This window comes from Streptomyces sp. NPDC002889, from assembly GCF_042888425.1.
Classification (GTDB): Bacteria; Actinomycetota; Actinomycetes; order Streptomycetales; family Streptomycetaceae; genus Streptomyces.
In genome coordinates, this window is sequence record NZ_JBIAPT010000001.1 from 586,164 (window position 1) to 601,699 (window position 15,536).

Here is a 15,536-nt window from a genome sequence, read left to right on the forward strand (position 1 = left end):
GACTATTCACGGTCTTCCGCGGTGGAACGGCGACGCATCGCGACGAAGAGCCCGAGGGCGACGGCGAGGACGACGGCCGCGCCGATGCCGATGACGACACCCGTCGACGAACCACTGTCGGAACCGCCGTCACCCGCGGCCGGCTCGGCCGACCACCAGCTCCAGTAGCCGTCCTGGCCGTAGATGTTGCCGGCGGCCTCCGGCATCGTCGTGATGGACTTGATCTGGTCGGTACGGTACGCCTCGACCGCGTTCGGATAGGTGAGGACATTCATGTAGCCCGTGTCGTACAGCCGCGACTGCATCTGCTTGACCAGATCGGCACGCGTGGCGGGGTCGTACTCGACCGCCTGCTGCGCGTACAGCTCATCGAGCTTCTTGTCACAGATGAAGTTGTCGGTCGCGCCGGTGTCCTTGGGGGTCGCGGGCAGCGCCGAACAGGTGTGGATCGACAGGACGAAGTCCGGGTCGGGATTGACGGACCAGCCGTCGAAGGCCAGGTCGTAGTCGCCCTTGAGCCAGGGGTCGGAAACGTTGTCGAGGCAGTCGACCTTCAGCCCGATGCCGAGCTCGCCCCACCACTCCTGCAGATACTTGCCGATCGCCTTGTCGTTCGGGTCGGTCGCGTGGCAGAGGATACGGAAGTCGAGCGCCTTGCCGTCCTTGCCGACACGCTTGCCGCTGCCGTTCTTCCTGTAGCCGGCGTCGTCGAGGAGCTTGGCCGCCTTGGCCGGGTCGTACGCGACCTTCTGGCTGCCTTCCGGTTTCCAGAAGTACGTCGCGAAGCGCGGTGGGATGTAGCCCTCTCCCTCGACCGCGTGGCCCTGGTAGACCTTGTCGACGATGGCCTTGCGGTCGGTGGCGTGGAACAGGGCCTTGCGCACGGCCGGGTCGAGCAGCGCCTTGTGGCCGTTGCCGAACTTCTTGCCGTCCTTGGACCGGGCGCCCGGATTGGTGGCGAGCGCGAAGAAGCGGCGGCCGGGGGCGTCGTTGACCTTGATGTTGCCGGTGTTCTTCAGGGCCGCCGCCTGAGCCGGGGTCAGGCCCTGGACGAAGGAGACCTCCCCCTTCTGCAGCGCGGCGACCGCAGCGTCCCCGTCCTTGTAGTACTTGAAGACCAGCTCGTCGAACTTGGGCGCACCACGCCAGAAGTCCTTGTTCGGCTTGAGCTTCACATACTGGTCGACCTTGAAGCCGCTGATGATGAAGGGGCCGTTGCCGACGATCGGGAACTGTTTGTCGTTGTTGAACTTCGAGAAATCGCCGACCTTCTCCCAGACATGCTTGGGCACGATCGGGACATCCAGCGCCGTCATCGTGGCCTGCGGCTTCTTCAGCTCTATCACCAGCGTCCTCGCGTCGGGCGCGGTGACCTTCTTGAAGTTGGCCGTGAAGCTGCCGTTGGCCGTGGCGGCGTTCTCGTCCTCCATCATCTTGTTGAACGTCCACGCGGCGTCCTCGGCAGTGGCCTGCTTGCCGTCGGACCACTTGGAGTCCTCGCGGATGGTGTACGTCCACGTCAGCTTGTCCGCGGACGGCTCCCATACGGTCGCCAGGCCCGGGACCGTACGGCCGTCCTTGGCGTCGTAATTCGTCAGGTAGTCGTAGGCCAGACGGTGGACCGAGGTGCTGATGAGCCGTTGCGCGAGGAACGGGCTCAGGGAGTCCACGCTCTGCGACACGGCAACGGTGAGGACCTTCTTGCCACCCTTGTCGTCCTTCGCGGCGGCCGCCGCACGCACCTGCGCATGCGACGGGGCGAGGGCGCGGTCCTGGGCCTGTGCCTGGGGGACGACCGCGCCCGCCATCACCAGCGCGGAGGCCGCGGTGCCCGTGGCGAGGACGAGTCGGAAGCGGGGGCGTTGCCGGGTGCTGTGTGGTGAAGCCGTTGTGACCATGGACGGTGACCTCGCGTCATTACTCGCTCGGAGAAGGCGGGTTGGTGATCTCTGGTTCGCCAGCTGGTGAAGCGAGGTTTATCAGCGTGATGATGCCGCGTCAACGGCCCCTCAAACCCCGTGTGGTCTGCGGGAATGCGATGAGGGCCCGCACCGTGGAGACGGTGCGGGCCCTCATTGGTTCAGACCTCTGAAACGCTACTGCTGAGGGGCTGGCGGTGCCTGCGGGGGCTGCTGCTGCGGCCAGCCGGCAGGCGGAACGGGCCCTTGCAACTCGGGCTGATCCGGACCGGCCGGAGCGCCGGGCGGCAGGGCCTGGCCCTGCTGGACCGGCTGTCCGGGCGGGGCGCCGGCCGGGTTCGCGGGCGACTGGGCCTGCGACGGCGGCGACTGCTGCCAGCCCTGCGGAGGGTAGCCCTGCTGCGGGCCGCCGTACGGCTGCTGGGGCTGCTGAGGGTGCGGGTGCTGCTGCGGCGGGTACGGGTGGCCGGGCATGGGCTGGCCCGGTACCTGCGGTTGCCCCTGCGCCGGGGGCCCGACCTGCCACTGGGGCCGGCCCTGACCCTGGCCCGGCATCGGCGGGGCCGCCTGTGGCGGCGGGTTGCCGTTCGCCGTCCACAGTCCCTGCTGCTGCTGAGCCCGTACGAAGTCCTCCGCGATCAGCGCGGAGAGGTTGAAGTACGCCTCACGGGTCTTCGGGCGCATCATGTCGAGGTCGACCTCCGCACCGGCCGACAGATGCTCGTCGAACGGAACCACTATCACGCCGCGGCAGCGCGTCTGGAAGTGCTGCACGATGTCCTCGACCTTGATCATCTTTCCGGTCTCGCGAACCCCGGAGATGACCGTGATCGAACGCTGCACCAGCTCGGCGTACCCGTGTGCGGACAGCCAGTCGAGGGTGGTCGAGGCACTGCTCGCGCCGTCGACGGAGGGCGTCGAGATGATGATCAGCTGGTCGGCCAGGTCCAGCACACCCCGCATGGCGCTGTAGAGCAGGCCGGTTCCGGAGTCGGTGAGGATGATCGGGTACTGCTTGCCCAGCACATCGATCGCGCGCCGGTAGTCCTCGTCGTTGAACGCCGTCGACACGGCCGGGTCCACGTCATTGGCGATGATCTCCAGACCGGAGGGCGCCTGCGAGGTGAACCGGCGGATGTCCATGTACGAGTTCAGGTACGGGATCGCCTGCACCAGGTCACGGATGGTGGCCCCGGTCTCGCGGCGCACCCGGCGGCCGAGCGTACCGGCGTCCGGGTTGGCGTCGATCGCGAGAATCTTGTCCTGCCGCTCCGTGGCCAGCGTCGCGCCCAGTGCGGTGGTCGTCGTGGTCTTGCCGACGCCGCCCTTGAGGCTGATGACCGCGATCCGGTAGCAGGACAGCACCGGCGTACGGATCAGGTCGAGCTTGCGCTGCCGCTCGGCCTCCTCCTTCTTGCCGCCGATCTTGAACCGGGCCGCGCTGGAGGGGTTACGGCTGGACTTGGGCTTCTGCTTGTTGTTGCGCAGAAGACGGTCGGAGGAGAGCTCGACGGCGGCCGTGTAACCGAGCGGCGCACCCGCCACGGAACGCTCTCGCTGGTCGTGCGTGACCGGGGTGGGCCAGGCGGCACCGGAGCGAGGGTCGGCGGGCGGCTGACCGTGCTGTATCTGCCCGGGCTGCGGCCCGCCCTGCTGTGCGGGCAGCTGCGGTGTCACGGGCGCGGGCAGGTTGGGCTGCGGTGCCTGTGCCTGGGGCGGGAGCGGTACGGGCGCGTTCGCGCCGGTCTGGCCTGGCTGGGGGAAGCCGTAGCCGCCTTGGGGCGCGGGCGGGTCGGTTGCCTGTGCGGCAGGCGGCATCGGTACACCGGGCTGCTGGCCGGGCTGGGGGAAGCCGTAACCGGGCTGGGGCGCGGGAGCACCGGGCTGCTGGCCCAGCTGCCCCGGCTGCGGGAAGTCGTAGCCGCTGTGGGGTGCGGGCAGGTTGGGCTGCGGTGCCTGTGCCTGGGGCGGGAGCGGTACGGGCGCGTTCGCGCCGGTCTGGCCCGGCTGGGGGAAACCGTAGCCACTCTGGGGTGCGGGCGGGTCGGTTGCCTGTGCGGCAGGCGGCATCGGTACACCGGGCTGCTGGCCGGGCCGGCCTGGCTGGGGGAAGCCGTAGCCACTCTGGGGTGCGGGCGGGTCGGGCGTCTGCGCGGCGGCCGGCAACGGCGCACCGGGCCCAGGCTGGCCGGGCTGCCCCGGCTGGGGGAAGCCGTAACCGCCCTGCGGTCCCGGCGCGGGCGGCTGCGCGGGCCACCCGGGCTGGGCCGGCGGACCGTCCTGCTCATGCGGCTGAGCGTGCGGCGGGGCGGACTGGTCGGCGGTCGGGGCGGGGACGGGCCACTGAGGCGCGGGAGCCGGTGCGGCCGGCTGGAAGGCAGGTGGCAGCGGCGGCAGTCCGGTCTCCTGTGCTGCCGGAGCCTGGGACCAGGGCTCAGCCCCCGCCGGCGTCGCGTCCTGCGGTTCGACGGTGGCCGGAGCGACGGCCGGAAGCGCGTCCTGTGGCGCGACGGCGTCCGGGACGGCGTCGGCGGGCACGGCGTCGGACGGTTCAACGGCCGCGTCCTCGGCGACCCCTGCGGAAGGCGTCTCGGCAGATGCATCCGAGCCCGGCTCGGCGTCGTCGCCCGCCGTACCCGTACCGGTGTCCGAGCCGGCGATTGTCTCGCCGAGGGACTCCTGGGCCGTGTCGGCTTCGGCGCCGGCCTCTTCCTCGGACGCGGCGCTCGTCTCGTCGGCCTGGTCCGAGTCGTCGGTGGCATCGGCGACTTCGGCAGGCGCGTCGGCAGGCGCGGCCGAGGTCGGGGTGGAGGCCGCTTCGCCGGAGCCGGACTCCTCCGTCTCCTTCGCCGCGGCACGCTCCGCCATCTCGCGCTTCAGTGCGGCGGGGGAGAACCGCATGGTCGCGCCACTCTCCACGTCGCCGCCCCCGAAGGGCGTCGGCGACGTGTCGGCGCCCGGGGCGGACGTCTCGGCGACCGGCTCAGCCGCGGGCGCAGGGGCCGACGCAGGGGTTGCCGGAGCGGCCGGAGCCGGATCGGAGGCAGCCGGCGGCGTGGGGGGCAGGGGCGCTGACTCCTGTGCGGGAGGAGCCGTCGGCGCCCAGTTCGGCTCGTAGCCACTGCCCGCGGGCAGCCCGGGGACGGCGACCGGCGCCCCGTGCGGAGGCGGCGGCGACGCAGGCGTGTGGGGAGCGGCGCCCCCGCTCGACGTGTCGCCCGCGTTCTGCGTGTACCAGGCCGGCGGGGTGTAGTCGATGGTGAACTCACCCGTCAGTTCGGCGGGCTCCGCGTCGGACTCGTCGACGGGAATGTTCCAGCCCCCGTGGATCTCGTCCCGATCGCCGTTCACTTTGCCTCCTGGTGTGCCTGGTGTGGTCGAGCACCCTCGTGCCGTGTTGAGTGGGGGCCACCGCTGATGTCCGATCGGCCCGGCTCTCCCATTGAGGGACGCGGTGGACACGCCCGCAGGTTCTCGTGCCGTGCCCTGACCCACCCTAATCGTCAACAATGCCGGACCGGCAGGGCGGACCGGCCGCCGACTGCTGTCCTGTGCATCACGCCCTGCCCTCAAGTAGTGCGCGTGCGGCAGAGCGTAAGGAAGCCGGCGGGCCAAATCAGGACAACTATGTATGGAATTCCGGCAGATCGTTCGGTCCGGCTCCGCTCATGCCACCCGTCGGCCGCCGCCCAACAATCCGGTCTCGGCATCCGTGGCCCGCGTCACCACGAACCGGTTGTCCGCGGCGCGCCCCAGTGGCCCGCGGATGCCGACCAGTCCCGGGCTCTCCACCAAGGGCCGTGCCTCTGGCGACCGGACGTGCGACCGGTGCGCCTCGCGACCGATGCGCACCGCGGCGATTGCGCCCCTGCGGCATCGGCCGCTCGGCCGCTCAGTGCAGGTCGAACTCCCCGTCACGTGCTCCGAGTACAAATGCCCGCCACTCGGCTTCGGTGTACCGCAGCACGGTCTCCGGATCCAAGGACGACCGCATGGCGACGGCACCGCCCGGCAGATGAGCGATCTCGACCCGCTCCTCGTCCGGGCTCGTGCCGGGGGCGCCCTGCCACTCGACGCCCGAGATGTCGAGGGCGTACAGCTCGTCCTTCTCTTGTGCGCTCCCCATCAGTCTGGCTTCCTTTCGATCACAGCCGAGATGAACGTGCCCCATGCGCAGTTGCGCCGCGTATGTCACTGTCGCTCTGCGTCACTTCGGGCATCTTAGGTCAGCTCGACCTCGAGAGGTGGGCCGGTTCGGGGACCGTTCACGGCAAAGAGGCACCTTGCGAGCCCGCTTCGGCCCCGCCCCATCTGCCTGTTGACGCCTCATCCTTGAGGACGTCCGGGAGGGGTTGTGAGAGGGGCGATCAGTCCATCCGACGGGCTACGCCCAGCAGACCGGACTCGGCATCAGTGGCACTTGTCATCACCCAGTGGCGCTCACGTCCGGCGCACCAGAGCGTGACACCGTCCGCGAGGGTCGGCAGCGCGTCCATCTCGCCCTGGGACAGTCCCAGGATCTGGCCTATCTGCTGTGCTTCCTGCGGCGAGACGCGCTGGACACCCACCAGCGTGGACGCCCGCAGCAACCGGGGCGCAACCGGGCTCAGATACGGCAGCAGGGTCAGCACGGACTGCCACGGCGCCGACACCACGCGCCCCCGCGGCGGTCGCATACCGCAGTCGCGTACCACCACGACCGGACTGCCCACACTCGCGCCCATCGGCGGGACGCGCCCCACGCCGTGGAGCGTGATGCACTCCAGGCCGGCACCCGCCGCCTGCGCCAGGACTGTCCAGTCCTGGGCGCGCCCGGTCTCCACCGCCACCCGCGCGCCGGTGCCCGCCGCACGCAGGGCCAGCACCTGGGCCGTCCACAGTCCGCCGATCAGCAGCACGTCGTACGGTGTCGAGCGGTGGAACCCCACCATCTGCGGGCGCCCCTCGGCGTCGTCACCGATCACCACACCGTCGTCGCCCACAGGCAGGGACAGCGCGCCCAGATGGTCCGCGACCACGGAGTGCCCCGCGTGGCGCGGGCCGAGCAGTCCTCGAAGACCACGCACAGATCCGGTACGGCCCATCACCGCGCACCTCCCAGCGGCAGCGTCGCCAGTGCGCCCGGCAACTGCTCGCGATCCAGTCGTTGCAAGCCGACCTTCGCCGACCGCGCGGCCTGCTCCAACGCCCGCCGTACCCCGACCAGTTCGGTGTCGGAGCCGCCGGTGATCCGAACGTTGCCGGCCACGGTCATCGCCCCCTGTCGCGAGCCGCGCCGCAAGGTGAGGCTGAAAGTCGTCGCGTAGGCGGGCGCCGATGTGAGCAGGGAGACCAGCTTGGGGAGCGGAGAGGCCCCTCGTCCCAACTCGGGCCAGCGGCCAACCGCGTACGTGGTGTGCCAGCGGTCGTCGCACCGCCAGACCCGCGACGTCTCCGCTGTACGCCGCTGCGGCGCGTTGTCCGGTCGGCCGGCGCGGGCCGTCAGTCTCGGACTCGCACAAGCCGCGGTCGCCACAGTGGAGTTCAGCTCCTCCTGGTCCAGTACCACGGCTTGGAATCCGGCGCCCGTGATACGGCTCGCCACATGGTCCGCCGCACGCACCAGGCAGCGCTGGGCCCCTTCGACTCCGCCACCGCGGGCCTCGACCGCCTCTCGGCACAGTTCCGGGTCCAGTTTCACGGCCACCCAGGTCAGCCGCAGTGCCGGTGCGCCGGTCCGCTCCTGGAGCGGCGCGTACGAGAGACGTGCCACCGACTGCTGAGGCAGATGCGGCGCCGGGGCCGACCGGACCTGCTGCACCAATTGCACCGACTCCAGCACGATGTCGTCCACTTCGAGGGCGCTGCCCAGGAGGGACAGCGGGAGCGCACGAGCACCGAAAGCGGGGCGCAGCGCGGACCCGCTCGCCTCGACCCTCACCACCGCGGTCAGGAACGAGCCGTCACCGAGCATCCCCACGGTGCGGCGATTCCGGTCGACGTAGGTGAACGGGCCGAAGCCCGGAACGCTCTCCGCGACCGGGGCCAGCGAGGGATCCACGTCCGCCCCCGCGGGTTCCGCCCGTCGCCTGCGCGAGCGAAGAGCGAAGGCTGTCGACGTCCAGTCCTGCAGGGCGTGACCACGTCGGCGAATCACGGCCAGCAGCACCAGTACAGAGGCGACGGCACACGTGGGGACCAGCCAGAGACCGCCGAGCGCGACACCGACCGCGGCCAGCCCAAGAGCAGCCTCCACCAGCACCAACTGCCGCAACTGGAAAGGGCCGAGGCGGCTGGTACGCGCCAAGGGGCGCAGAGTCGTCGTTGCAGGGATGCCCTGCGCGGACGGGGCGACCTGTGCGTTGCTGCGTTGCCGTCGGGAAGATTCGGGGGCTTGTCCGGAAGTCCGCCCGTTGCGCGAGCGCGTCGCCGTACTCATCGCCGCGTTGCCCCCTCGTGTCCGTAATTACCAAATTCCTATGGGCGTTGACCGGGCGATCACCCTACCTGAGCAGTGTGACGCGAGCGCCAGCAGGCATAGTAGGGGGCGGTACGACGGCAGCCCCTCTCGATGAGTGTGGGAACCTGGTCGCCCAGCGGGGAGAGGGACAGCGGACAGATGGCATCACGACGGGACGAACTCAACGCCTACACCTTCGCGAAGCGGAGGCTGATCGCGCAGTTCGTACAGCCGAACGCGACCGGCTCGGAGGAGGGCGCACCGCGCCCGCTGCGTGCGGTGCTGCCCGGAGCCATCGTCGGTGTGGTGATCCTTGCCGTCTTCGGAGCCTGGGGGATGTTCAAGCCGGTCGCCCCCAAGGACTGGGACACGCCGAACGAGAACGTGATCATCGCCAGCAAGTCCACCACCCGCTATGTGGTCCTGGAGACCGACGGAGAGAAGCAGCTCCATCCGGTGCTCAACATGGCGTCGGCCAAGCTGTTGCTCCTGCCCGACAAGGGCAAGGTCATCAACGTCGACGAGTCCGTGCTCGACAAGGGCAAGATCCCGCACGGCGCCACGCTCGGCATCCCCTATGCCCCTGACAGGCTGCCCGACCCCAAGGAGGCCGGGACGGCCAAGCGCTGGGCGGTCTGCGAGCGGGCCGGGCAGGGCGGCCGTGCCATCCAGAAGGCCGCGTTCGTCCTCTCCGAACGGGAGCAGAAGAACACCGAGGGCGCAGGCCGCCTCACTGGCGGGCAACTCCTCTACGTCGAGGGGCCCGACAAGGTCCGTTACGTGGTGGACGCCGCCGGCACGGCGTACCCGGTGGAGAACAACGACCTTCTCCTGAGCCAGGTCGTGGGCAGTAACCGAGCGGCTCAGCGCGTGTCCCAAACCTGGCTGGACACCCTCCACAAGGGCGACAGCATCACCTTCCCCACGGTCCCCGGCTCGGTCGGCACACCCGCGAACGCGCCCGGGGAACTGGAGCCGGGGGACAACAGGATCGGCATGGTCCTGTCCGCGACGGACGGCACCAGGAACCAGCACTACGTCGTCCTGCAAGGCCGCGTCGCGCCCATCTCGGACTTCACGGCAAAGCTCCTGCTGGGCAGCAAGCAGCTGATCGGCGTGGGCCAGCCCGGCAAGGCGAAGCCGGTCAGCCCCGGCGTCCTCGAGCCGGGACAGCCGTTCGGCCAGGACAAGAAGTGGCCGACCGCCAGGCCGGTGCCCGTCAATGACCCGGGTAGCGCCGAGAACAACCGCGACACCGTCTGCAACGTGCTGCGCAAGGTCGACGAGGCCAACGGGGAAACCACGCTGAGCACGTGGGCGGGCACGGACTTCCCGGCCCCGCTGCCGGCCGGCTCCAGCAGCGCCTACGTCACGCCCGGATCCGGCCAGCTCTTCCGCCAGTTCAAGGGCTCCACGACCGGCAGCGGATTTCTCTTCCTGGTCACCGACACCGGACTGCGCTACGCGATGCAGTCCAACGGCGACACCGCCACGGACGACTCCGGCATCGGCTCCTCCGGCTCCGAACAGGAGAAGCAGCAGCGGGCGCAGGAAGCGCAGCAGGCCCAGAACCGGCTCGGCTACAAGGGCGTCGACCCCCTGCCCATCCCGGCAGAATGGTCGACATTCCTGCCCACCGGGCCCCGACTGTCCACCGGCGCCGCACGCCAGCCACAGGGCTCCTGAGGGCTGAGGCTCAGATGACGAACCACACCCGACGCCTGCTCACCACAGCGGCCGTCGCCGCTCTCACTCTCATCGGCCTGCCGACACCGACCGCGGTGGCGGACGATACGCAGTGCAACTTCCCGGGAAACAAGTACGTGGGCCGCCCTTGGTCCCTGCAGCGGGTCCTGTTGGACGAACTGTGGAAGCAGTCCACCGGCAAGGGCGTGCGGGTCGCTGTCATCGACACCGGCGTCGACGTCAAGAACAAGCAGCTGACGCGCGCGGTGGACGTCAGGAGCGGCCGCAACCTGCTGCCCAAGAACATCAAGGACGAGAACGGCAACAAGGTCGAACGCGGCAAGGAGAACGGCACCACGGACACCGTGGGCCACGGCACCAAGGTCGCCGGCATCATCGCCGCCCGCCCCGACAAAGGCACCGGCTTCGTCGGCCTCGCTCCCGACGCCACGATCATTCCGATCCAGCAGAACGACGCCGAGGGCCACGGCACCGCCAAAACGCTCGCCGACGCCATCAACTACGCGGTCACCGCACGCGCCGACGTGATCAACATCTCCCAGGACACGGCCAACGCCGTGGAGCCCGCCCCTGCGCTGAAGCAGGCCGTGGACGCAGCCCTGGACAAGGACATCGTGATCGTCGCCTCGGCCGGCAACGACGGGCTGGGCGGCAACGTCAAGAGGACCTACCCGGCCTCGTACCCAGGGGTCCTGGCGGTGGCCTCCTCGGACCGCAACAACGAACGTGCCCAGTTCTCCCAGTCGGGAGACTTCGTCGGTGTCGCGGCCCCCGGTGTGGACATGATCTCCACCGTCCCCGGAGGCGGCCACTGCGCCGACAACGGCACCAGCTTCTCAGCGCCTTACGTCGCCGGCCTCGCTGCGCTGGTCAAGGCGAAGCACACGAAGTGGACGCAGGAACAGATCGTCGCCCAGATCCAACAGACGGCCGAGCGCTCGGTCGCGGGCCACGACCGCCTGGTGGGCTGGGGAGTGGTCGACCCGGTCCGCGCCCTGACCGAGGACGACAAGCCCATCGAGAAGCCGGTCGCCAACGAGGGCGTGACCAAGGTCGAGGCGCCGACCCCGGCGAAGCTCCACCTGGGCGAGACACCGGAACAGCGCAACACCCGCCTCGCGACGTACGTGGTGGTGGGCGGCGGAGTCCTGGTCGCGGCGATCGCGGGCGGCGCGGTGGCACTGCGCGACGCGCGACGGCGGGCAAGGCGGATCGCGCGAAGAACGACCGGGTGAACGGCTGGCGTTGCGGGTGACAAGGTGTAGACCGTTGCAACCGCACAGGGCCCACGGGGCGTCCTGGAAGTGAAGTGGCGTGACGGATAAGACACTTGGGCCTGTCCTAGCCAGTGGCTAGAGTGGGACGGGTGCAATCAGTGGATGGCGAGTCACCACGATCGCAATGTGTGACAGCTGAAGCAAACGGGGAGGAATGGCATCGTGCTCGAGGTAGTTGGCAGTGGGGGCAGCTATGGCGGGTGACCTCGAGCGCGGCGTAGGCGCGCTGAAGAAGTTCCGGACCAAGGTGGACGGCGCACTGAAGGAGCTGGAGGGCGGCGACGGCGGCTCCGCCAAGATCGCCATGGAGCGGGTGACGCGCAATTCGCTCGGAGTCGGTGCGCATATTGAATTCGGGGAAGCGGACGACTTCTTCAAGGAGTACAACCGCGTCCACAAGGCACTCGTTTCGCTGTCGAAGTCCCTCAGTGACCAGATCGACATGCTGAGCATCGGTGTGCACGCCGCCGATGTCGGCTACGACAACGTGGAAGAGGAAAAGCGTCAGCGATTCCACGAGATCCAGGCGCACTTGGCGAAGGAACGGGACGCGGCTGCCGAGCGGGAGGCTGCAGCGGAGCGGGAGAAGACACAGGGCGACAAGCCCGACGGTGAAGAGCGTCAGAACACCAAGCACGGGACATACGGGGGGTGATGACCCATGAGTGAAGAGAAGCAGCCGAGCGCGAAGCCGCCTCTGACGACTCAGGAGCAGGTGGAGAAGCAGCAAGAGGACGAGGCGCTGATCGATGTAAAGTTCGTCGTCACCGATGTTTCACAGCAGCTCTCGAATGCGATGGGTGTTCTCGGCCTAGGCACTGGTGGCCGCACTTCGTTCGACGGATACCGGTTGAACCAGATGCTCGACCTCCTGGAGAGCGCAAGCCCGAGTCACCTGGAACACGCCGCTGAGTCGCTGAAAGCGGCGAAGACGGCCCTTAACGAAGCCGCCAAGGAACTGGACGCATTCGTCAAGGCGACCCATTGGGAGGGTGAAGGCGCCGCAGCGTTCAAGGCGTACGGCTCCGACGTGGTCGCGTACGCCTGGGGTATCGGCAAGATCGCCAACGCCGTCGGCGCCCAGATGGAAGTGGCCAGCACTGGCCTGACCTCGGTTCGCAACGCGCAGCCACCGCGCGACACCCGTGCGGTACAGAAGAAGCTGGAAGACTTCCCGCTCGCAGAGCGGAGCAATGACAACCCCGAGTACCAGAGGTATCTCCAGGTCGAGAGGGACCGTCAGGAAGCCATCAACCAGATGAACCGCCTGGCGTCCTTCTATGCCATTTCGCAAGAGACGCTGGCGGTTCAGCCGATGCCCGATCCGCCGCGGGCGTACATGGCTGCGGTGCCGCCGCCGACGACCGGCACACGGCGTGTTGAGTCCGGCGATTCTTCATCAGGTGATGAGGTCTCGAACTCGACCAGGCAGCAGTCGGATGTTCGACAGGTCGAGATCACCGGAACAGATGGCAGACCTCGGACTGACACAATTGGTCTGGTAGCGCCGACTCCATCCCGAGATCCATCGATGGAGATCGACACCGTCGCAGCGCCGCCTGCACCCACCACGTTGCCGGGCCAGGCGCCGGCTCAGACTGTCCCTGGAACCGCCCCGCCAGTGGTGTCTATGCCTCCGGTGACAGGCGGCTTTCCGCCTGTACGAGGCGGAACACCTCGTGTGACGGGAACTTCCGGCGTTCCGCGGCCAAGGGCCGAGGGCGTGAATCCACCCGGCCGAGCCGCAACAGCTGGCAGGGGCCCGGCGGAGGGACGGGCAGGGGCTGCGCGAAGCGGGCCCGCACCCATGGGAGGCACCGGTGGCACAGGCCGTGTTGGGCCGGTGGGTCAGAGCCCTGTGGCGGGTCGCCCAGCCGGCACAGGCCGTGTTGGGCCGGCGGGCCAGAGCCCCGTGGCGGGTCGCCCAGCCGGCACGGTCGGCCAGCCCACTGCGGGCCGTACTGGTACGGGACCATCGAATGGGGCTGCCCGTGGAGGTCGTGCGGACGGAATCGTGGGTGGTAACCCCCAGCGTGCCACCACCACAGGTTCCTCAGGATCCCGTATTCCGCGCGGCACGGTCATTGGAGGCGAGGGAACCACGCCGGGGCGTAGTGCTGCGGGGAGGGTCGGCCAGCAGGGTGTCATCGGCGCGAATCCTGCGAACAACTCGTCACGGCCTGGCGGTCGGGTGACAGCTGGTCCGAATGGAGTTGTGGGTACGCCGCGGGCTGACTCCTCCCGCTCACGTCCTGGTGCAGGTGGCTTTACGCAGGGCGGTTCGGGGCTTGTCCGCGGCTCCAAGGGCCGGAACGAGTCTGAGAACGAGGAGCAGGAGCCCACCGGATCGACGCGTCCGGACTACCTGACGGAAGACGAAGAGACGTGGACGGCCCGACGCCGCGGTGCCGTGCCGCCGGTGATCGACTAAGCACTGGGAAGGTTCGGAAGTCAGGATGACGGCAGGAATGAGCCAGATCCGGAAGCGCAGCAAGCCGTACGTCTTTCGGCGAGGCCTGCTCTCCACGGTGGCCGTGATCGGCACCATTGCGGCAAACGTCGCTGGTACTGCTCCTGCAGCTCTTGCTGCGGACGTGCAGTCGAAACAGTGGTACCTGGACGCGATGGGTGCCGAGGAGATCTGGAAGACTTCCACTGGAAAAGGCATCAAAGTTGCCGTCATCGATACGGGAGTCAATTCCTCCACGCCTGCGCTGACGGGTCAGGTCCAGAAGGGCTTGGATCTCACCAACGTTGCCGGCGAGGCTACCGACGACTACGACGGACATGGGACAACCATGGCCGAGCTGATCGCTGGAACTGGCCGGGGTGGCGGCCTACGTGGTCTGGCACCAGACGTAAAGATCATTCCGTATCGCATCGCGGACGAGAATTTCGAGGCCAAGCGCAAAGTCAATGACTGGGACGTAAAGGAAGCCATCAGGGCGGCAGCCGACAGCGACGCGCAGATCATCAGCATGTCGTTCGGTAGTAAATACTGGATTGCCGAGGAGGAGGAGGCAGTCAAGTATGCGCAGAGTAAGGGGAAGCTCTTTTTCGCACCCGTCGGAAATTCGGCGAAAAAGGGAAACAAGCCAGAATATCCGGCCAACTATGCGGAAGTTGTCGGTGTCGCTGCAACTGGCTCCGACGGTGAAGTAGCCGACTACTCGCAGCACGGCGACTTCGTGGACATCGCCGCCCCTGGTAATGACATTCCGTATTGGTGCGACGAGACCTTCAAACGCTATTGCGACGGCGACGGTGGAACCAGCGCCGCCACAGCCATCACGTCTGCCGCCGCCGCCCTCATCTGGTCCGCCCACCCTGACTGGACCGGAAACCAGGTGCTCCGCGTCATGTTCGAGTCCGCCGGCCGGGGCGATGGCTGGAAGAAGGGCACGGTCAGCAATTACCTCGGCTACGGCGTCGTCCGCCCCGGCGCCCATATCAACCGCGGGGTCGGCAAACCCGGCGACCCCAACGTCAACCCCCTCACCAACGAGAGGGTCGGTGGCTCCTCCGGCTCCTCCGCCTCTCCCAATCCCTCTGCACCAGCCTCGTCACAAGCCCCGAAGCCCAAGCCCGGCTCCAACACCACCGTGGCAGGCTCCAGTTCGGAGTCCTCGGACGGCAGCGGCCAGCTGGGGTGGGTACTTGGAGCCGTGGCCGCCGTGGTGGTGATCGGAGGCGGAGCCGTCGCCATCCTCCGGAAGCGTCGCAGCGCGTGACCGTCACCAGCGCTCTCCGATCAGGCGCCATCGCCTCACGTCAACCTCTGCCTCTCACTTCCCGGTGAAGCGGCACAGGCCAGCAAGTTGCAACGACAGTTCAGAAGGGAAACGCAGTCATGTCACAGGGCCAGCAGCTATCAGATCAGCAAGTAACCAAGCTTCAGGAGCACATTCTCCAGAAGTTCAACTCGATCAAGGGGCAGCTGCACCAGATTCAGGGCACGATCGACAGCCTCGAAGGTCAGTGGAAGGGCATCGGCGCCGGTGCCTTCGACGCGAAGCAGTATGAGATCAACAACTCGATGGTGCGCATCGGCAACATCCTTGCCAACTACGTCGAGTCGATGAGTGCGACGCGCAAGATCAAGGACGGCACGGAGGACGACATCCGTGCGGCTGTGCAGAGCATCAACGTCAACGATGGCGCCCCGCAGTCGAGCCTCCGCGGCCTCTAGACCAC

11 protein-coding genes are annotated in these 15,536 nt (G+C 68.4%); 6 read left to right on the top strand and 5 right to left on the bottom strand.

The window, feature by feature from the left end; genetic code table 11:
• Nucleotides 1–2: 2 nt before the first annotated feature.
• The 5 genes from ACFYWI_RS02640 to eccE form a co-directional block, all read right to left on the bottom strand.
• The gene (locus ACFYWI_RS02640) at nucleotides 3–1,898 is read right to left on the bottom strand and encodes an ABC transporter substrate-binding protein (protein WP_389224315.1); all 1,896 of its coding nucleotides are present in this window, start codon (nucleotides 1,896–1,898) and stop codon (nucleotides 3–5) included.
• A 198-nt stretch (nucleotides 1,899–2,096) separates the two neighbouring features.
• On the bottom strand, nucleotides 2,097–5,270 hold the full coding sequence (locus tag ACFYWI_RS02645) for an SCO5717 family growth-regulating ATPase (protein ID WP_389224318.1): 3,174 nt from the start codon (nucleotides 5,268–5,270) through the stop codon (nucleotides 2,097–2,099).
• 541 nt (nucleotides 5,271–5,811) lie between these two features.
• On the bottom strand, nucleotides 5,812–6,045 hold the full coding sequence (locus tag ACFYWI_RS02650; protein WP_389224322.1) for a DUF397 domain-containing protein: 234 nt from the start codon (nucleotides 6,043–6,045) through the stop codon (nucleotides 5,812–5,814).
• Between the two features lie 241 nt (nucleotides 6,046–6,286).
• Nucleotides 6,287–7,003 (bottom strand): hypothetical protein, encoded by a 717-nt coding sequence (locus ACFYWI_RS02655; RefSeq protein ID WP_389224325.1) that lies wholly within the window; start codon nucleotides 7,001–7,003, stop codon nucleotides 6,287–6,289.
• A complete protein-coding gene (gene eccE / locus ACFYWI_RS02660; protein ID WP_389224328.1) occupies nucleotides 7,003–8,337 on the bottom strand; it encodes a type VII secretion protein EccE in 1,335 nt (444 codons plus the stop codon). The genes ACFYWI_RS02655 and eccE overlap by 1 nt, the downstream gene beginning before the upstream one ends.
• Nucleotides 8,338–8,517: 180 nt before the next feature.
• On the opposite strand from eccE, the gene eccB reads away from it, so the two are divergent.
• The 6 genes from eccB to ACFYWI_RS02690 all read left to right on the top strand — a co-directional run bounded on the left by eccB (nucleotide 8,518) and on the right by ACFYWI_RS02690 (nucleotide 15,531).
• Entirely contained in the window at nucleotides 8,518–10,044 is a 1,527-nt protein-coding gene (eccB, locus tag ACFYWI_RS02665; protein ID WP_389224331.1) for a type VII secretion protein EccB, read from the top strand.
• A gap of 14 nt (nucleotides 10,045–10,058) precedes the next feature.
• Nucleotides 10,059–11,300, top strand: coding sequence for a type VII secretion-associated serine protease mycosin (gene mycP / locus ACFYWI_RS02670; protein WP_389224334.1), 1,242 nt, complete (start codon nucleotides 10,059–10,061; stop codon nucleotides 11,298–11,300).
• Between the two features lie 235 nt (nucleotides 11,301–11,535).
• Nucleotides 11,536–11,997: a hypothetical protein gene (locus ACFYWI_RS02675; RefSeq protein ID WP_389224337.1), complete on the top strand. Its 462-nt coding sequence runs from the start codon at nucleotides 11,536–11,538 to the stop codon at nucleotides 11,995–11,997.
• Between the two features lie 6 nt (nucleotides 11,998–12,003).
• A complete protein-coding gene (locus tag ACFYWI_RS02680) occupies nucleotides 12,004–13,773 on the top strand; it encodes a hypothetical protein (protein ID WP_389224340.1) in 1,770 nt (589 codons plus the stop codon).
• A gap of 25 nt (nucleotides 13,774–13,798) precedes the next feature.
• A complete protein-coding gene (locus tag ACFYWI_RS02685; RefSeq protein ID WP_389224343.1) occupies nucleotides 13,799–15,073 on the top strand; it encodes a S8 family serine peptidase in 1,275 nt (424 codons plus the stop codon).
• Nucleotides 15,074–15,192: 119 nt separating this feature from the next.
• Complete coding sequence (locus ACFYWI_RS02690; RefSeq protein ID WP_389224346.1) at nucleotides 15,193–15,531, top strand: WXG100 family type VII secretion target; 339 nt, start codon at nucleotides 15,193–15,195, stop codon at nucleotides 15,529–15,531.
• The last annotated feature ends 5 nt before the right edge of the window (nucleotides 15,532–15,536 follow it).

What these genes read in the sequence shown, in the direction of transcription:
- eccE (WP_389224328.1), bottom strand. Translation starts at nt 8,337, where the DNA reads ATGAGTACGGCGACGCGCTCGCGCAACGGGCGGACTTCCGGACAAGCC.
- ACFYWI_RS02690 (WP_389224346.1), top strand. Translation starts at nt 15,193, where the DNA reads ATGTCACAGGGCCAGCAGCTATCAGATCAGCAAGTAACCAAGCTTCAG.
- eccB (WP_389224331.1), top strand. Translation starts at nt 8,518, where the DNA reads ATGGCATCACGACGGGACGAACTCAACGCCTACACCTTCGCGAAGCGG.
- mycP (WP_389224334.1), top strand. Translation starts at nt 10,059, where the DNA reads ATGACGAACCACACCCGACGCCTGCTCACCACAGCGGCCGTCGCCGCT.
- ACFYWI_RS02655 (WP_389224325.1), bottom strand. Translation starts at nt 7,003, where the DNA reads ATGGGCCGTACCGGATCTGTGCGTGGTCTTCGAGGACTGCTCGGCCCG.
- ACFYWI_RS02685 (WP_389224343.1), top strand. Translation starts at nt 13,799, where the DNA reads ATGACGGCAGGAATGAGCCAGATCCGGAAGCGCAGCAAGCCGTACGTC.
- ACFYWI_RS02650 (WP_389224322.1), bottom strand. Translation starts at nt 6,045, where the DNA reads ATGGGGAGCGCACAAGAGAAGGACGAGCTGTACGCCCTCGACATCTCG.
- ACFYWI_RS02640 (WP_389224315.1), bottom strand. Translation starts at nt 1,898, where the DNA reads ATGGTCACAACGGCTTCACCACACAGCACCCGGCAACGCCCCCGCTTC.
- ACFYWI_RS02680 (WP_389224340.1), top strand. Translation starts at nt 12,004, where the DNA reads ATGAGTGAAGAGAAGCAGCCGAGCGCGAAGCCGCCTCTGACGACTCAG.
- ACFYWI_RS02675 (WP_389224337.1), top strand. Translation starts at nt 11,536, where the DNA reads ATGGCGGGTGACCTCGAGCGCGGCGTAGGCGCGCTGAAGAAGTTCCGG.